4 protein-coding genes are annotated in these 2,977 nt (G+C 53.6%); 2 read left to right on the top strand and 2 right to left on the bottom strand.

Annotation, left to right across the window (positions count from 1 at the left end; all coding sequences use genetic code 11):
* Window positions 1–336, top strand: a 336-nt coding sequence (locus A918_RS0117850; protein ID WP_022712364.1) for a ubiquinone-binding protein, incomplete at its 5' end; no start/stop codon positions are given.
* A 6-nt stretch (window positions 337–342) separates the two neighbouring features.
* On the opposite strand, the gene A918_RS0117845 is transcribed toward A918_RS0117850, so the two are convergent.
* A complete protein-coding gene (locus tag A918_RS0117845) occupies window positions 343–840 on the bottom strand; it encodes a CinA family protein (RefSeq protein WP_022712363.1) in 498 nt (165 codons plus the stop codon).
* A gap of 70 nt (window positions 841–910) precedes the next feature.
* Window positions 911–2,113, bottom strand: coding sequence for a bifunctional 2-C-methyl-D-erythritol 4-phosphate cytidylyltransferase/2-C-methyl-D-erythritol 2,4-cyclodiphosphate synthase (locus A918_RS0117840; protein ID WP_028233976.1), 1,203 nt, complete (start codon window positions 2,111–2,113; stop codon window positions 911–913).
* Between the two features lie 204 nt (window positions 2,114–2,317).
* On the opposite strand from A918_RS0117840, the gene A918_RS0117835 reads away from it, so the two are divergent.
* The coding region (locus A918_RS0117835) for a tRNA-dihydrouridine synthase (RefSeq protein ID WP_028233975.1) at window positions 2,318–2,977 on the top strand (660 nt) is incomplete at its 3' end.

Here is a 2,977-nt window from a genome sequence, read left to right as displayed (position 1 = left end):
GGCAAGACATTACTGGTGGCCGACATGACTGTCGGCTACAAACTGATCCGTGAGACATTCACCACACAGGTGCTGCTCAAGCCGGATGAACGGGTGATTGAAGTCAAATATATTGACGGCCCGTTCCGCTATCTCGACAACCGCTGGACATTTGTACCGGTCGGTGACGGTACGCATAGCGATGTGGATTTCTTCATTGATTATGAATTTAAGAGCCGCACGCTTGGTCTGGTAATGGGCTCAATGTTTGATCTGGCTTTCCGCAAATTTGCGGAAGCTTTTGAAAAACGCGCCGATCAGATTTACGGCATTGAAGCCGGTAATGCGATTAAGTAATTAAAATTACTCAGTCAGTCTTTGCAGAACCAAATCCAGTGCGGCCTGCACTGTGGCTAACCGGATAGCGTCGCGCGATTGGTCGCCGAAACGGCATTCCTGATGTAGTGTTTCAAAACCATGTCTTGCACAGGCAATATGTACCAGCCCGACCGGTTTTTCTGCTGTGCCGCCCGATGGGCCTGCAACGCCGGTCACGGCGACAGAGATACCAGCCTGCGGGGCATGTTTCAGCGCACCTTCGGCCATGGCGATGGCGACTGGTTTGGATACGGCACCAAAATCACGGAGCAGGCTTTGAGAAACACCAATCAGCGAGGCTTTGGCTTCATTGCTATAGGTGACAAAGCCGCAATCAACGACATCGGACGAACCGGCTATGTCGGTCAGTGCGGCGGCAATCATGCCGCCGGTGCAGGATTCGGCAGTGGTAATCATGAGCTGCGCCTTGCGGCAGGCATCAAGAACGGCGAGGGCCTGCTCTGTTGATTTATTATTGCACATGTTCTTGTCCCAAAACCGCTGCCCACTTTTGGGGAACATGTTGTGCAATCAAACTCATGATCTTCTTCCTTTATGCGGGCACTTCACCCGGATAGATAACGCTGACAGTCACGATAGAGGCGATGCCTTCCTTGCGGCCGACAAAGCCCATTTTCTCGTTGGTCGTGGCTTTGACCGAAACACGGTCGGTACTTACGCCGAGCATATCGCTGAGTTCTGCGGTCATAGCTTCCCGATGCGGGCCGATTTTCGGTTCTTCGGCAATCAGTGTAATATCGGCATTGGCAATACGTCCACCGGCTTCGCGCACGGTTTTCACTGCAAACTCAACAAATTGCCGTGAGGCAGCACCTTTCCACTGCGGATCAGACGGGGGGAAATGCGTACCGATATCGCCTGCACCGCGGGTGGCGAGCAGGGCATCCGTCAGCGCATGCAGCGCCACATCGGAATCGGAGTGGCCATTGAGCTTGTGTGTGTGCGGAATTTTCACGCCGCAAAGCCACACATGGTCGCCTGCCTCGAAACTATGCACGTCATAACCATTGCCCGTGCGGATGTCCGGAAACGCAACCATATCCTGACGCAAGCGCTGATCTGCCATTTCAATATCCTTTGCCCATGTAATTTTAGTATTGTCGGCTGAGCCTTCGACAACACGAACAGGAATGCTCTGCCATTCTGCAATGGCGGCATCATCGGTGAAATCTGTGCGTCCCAATGCAAATGCTGCATTATGCGCATCGAGAATTGGGGCGAAGGGAAAACTCTGCGGTGTCTGCGCAGCAAAAAGGCCTGCGCGCGGCACGGTTTTGGTGACCAAAGCATCGCCGCCAGCCTGTTTCAGCGTATCGGACACGGCAAGGGCAGGCAGCACGCCGGTTTGCGGGTGCAGGGCAATCATGATGCGCTTGAGCAAATCCTGCGTAATAAACGGGCGCACGCCGTCATGAATCATCACATAATCCGGTGCATCATCGCACAAAGCGAGCAGGCCGAGGCGGGTGGATTCCTGTCGCGTCGGACCGCCGGTAACAAGGCGGATACGCGCAGCATCAATATCAGCGCGTTGCAGCGCAGCATGATAAAGATCGTGATCGTCGGAATGGATCACCACCACCACAGGCGAAATCTGCTCGCAGGCCAGAAAGGTACGTAAAGTATGCGCCAGCACGGCCTGACCGCCAATGCGGCGATATTGTTTAGGGCCTTCGGTACTCTGACCGGCGCGTTCTCCGCGTCCTGCGGCGACTATAACTGCTGCTGTGCGAATGAGAAAAACCTTTCCGAGCTGTCACACCTCTGTTTATAGCGAATACCGCCTCATGGTGTTAAATGCCAGTGATGTTTTTTTGATAATCGTATGATGTTTAAAGAGCTTTAGTAAAATCCGCTTTTTCTTGCATGAAGATGATAAAACCTATAAATCTGCTTAAAGTTTGAGCGTTTTTAATATTGCACAATTTTTAGGCTGATGATGACGACTGCAATCCTGCCATTAAAGATCGGAAACGTGGAAATCCGTAATCGCGTATTTCTGGCGCCGATGTCCGGCGTATCTGATCTGCCGTTTCGTCGTCGGGCGTGGGAGGCCGGTGCAGGACTGGTTGTGTCTGAGATGGTTGCCAGTGCGGAACTTTGTAACCATCACTCCGAGAGCCGCAAGCGCATGGAGCGCGGTGATCTGCAGACCCATGTGGTGCAGCTCGCAGGCCGTGAAGCGCATTGGATGGGTGAGGCCGCCAAGATCGCTGAAGGTGAAGGCGCGGATATTGTCGATATCAATATGGGCTGCCCTGCCAAGAAGGTGACCGGCGGTTATTCCGGCTCGGCGCTGATGCGTGATCTTGACCATGCGCTGACACTGATTGAAGCAACCGTACAGGCTGTCAAAGTGCCGGTTACGCTGAAGATGCGGCTTGGATGGGATCACAATTCAATCAATGCACCGGAACTGGCACGACGTGCTGTTGATGCCGGTGTGCAGATGATTACCGTACATGGCCGCACGCGCTGCCAGTTCTATACCGGTCATGCCGATTGGGATGCTATCCGCGCAGTACGTGAGGCAATTTCCGTGCCGCTTGTTGCCAATGGCGATGTGGGTAGTGCTGCGGATGTGCAGGAAATTATGCGC

This window comes from Pseudochrobactrum sp. AO18b, assembly GCF_000409565.1.
Lineage (GTDB): Bacteria > Pseudomonadota > Alphaproteobacteria > Rhizobiales > Rhizobiaceae > Pseudochrobactrum > Pseudochrobactrum saccharolyticum.
This window is presented reverse-complemented; position numbering and strand designations above follow the sequence as displayed.

What these genes read in the sequence shown, in the direction of transcription:
- A918_RS0117845 (WP_022712363.1), bottom strand. Translation starts at nt 840, where the DNA reads ATGTGCAATAATAAATCAACAGAGCAGGCCCTCGCCGTTCTTGATGCC.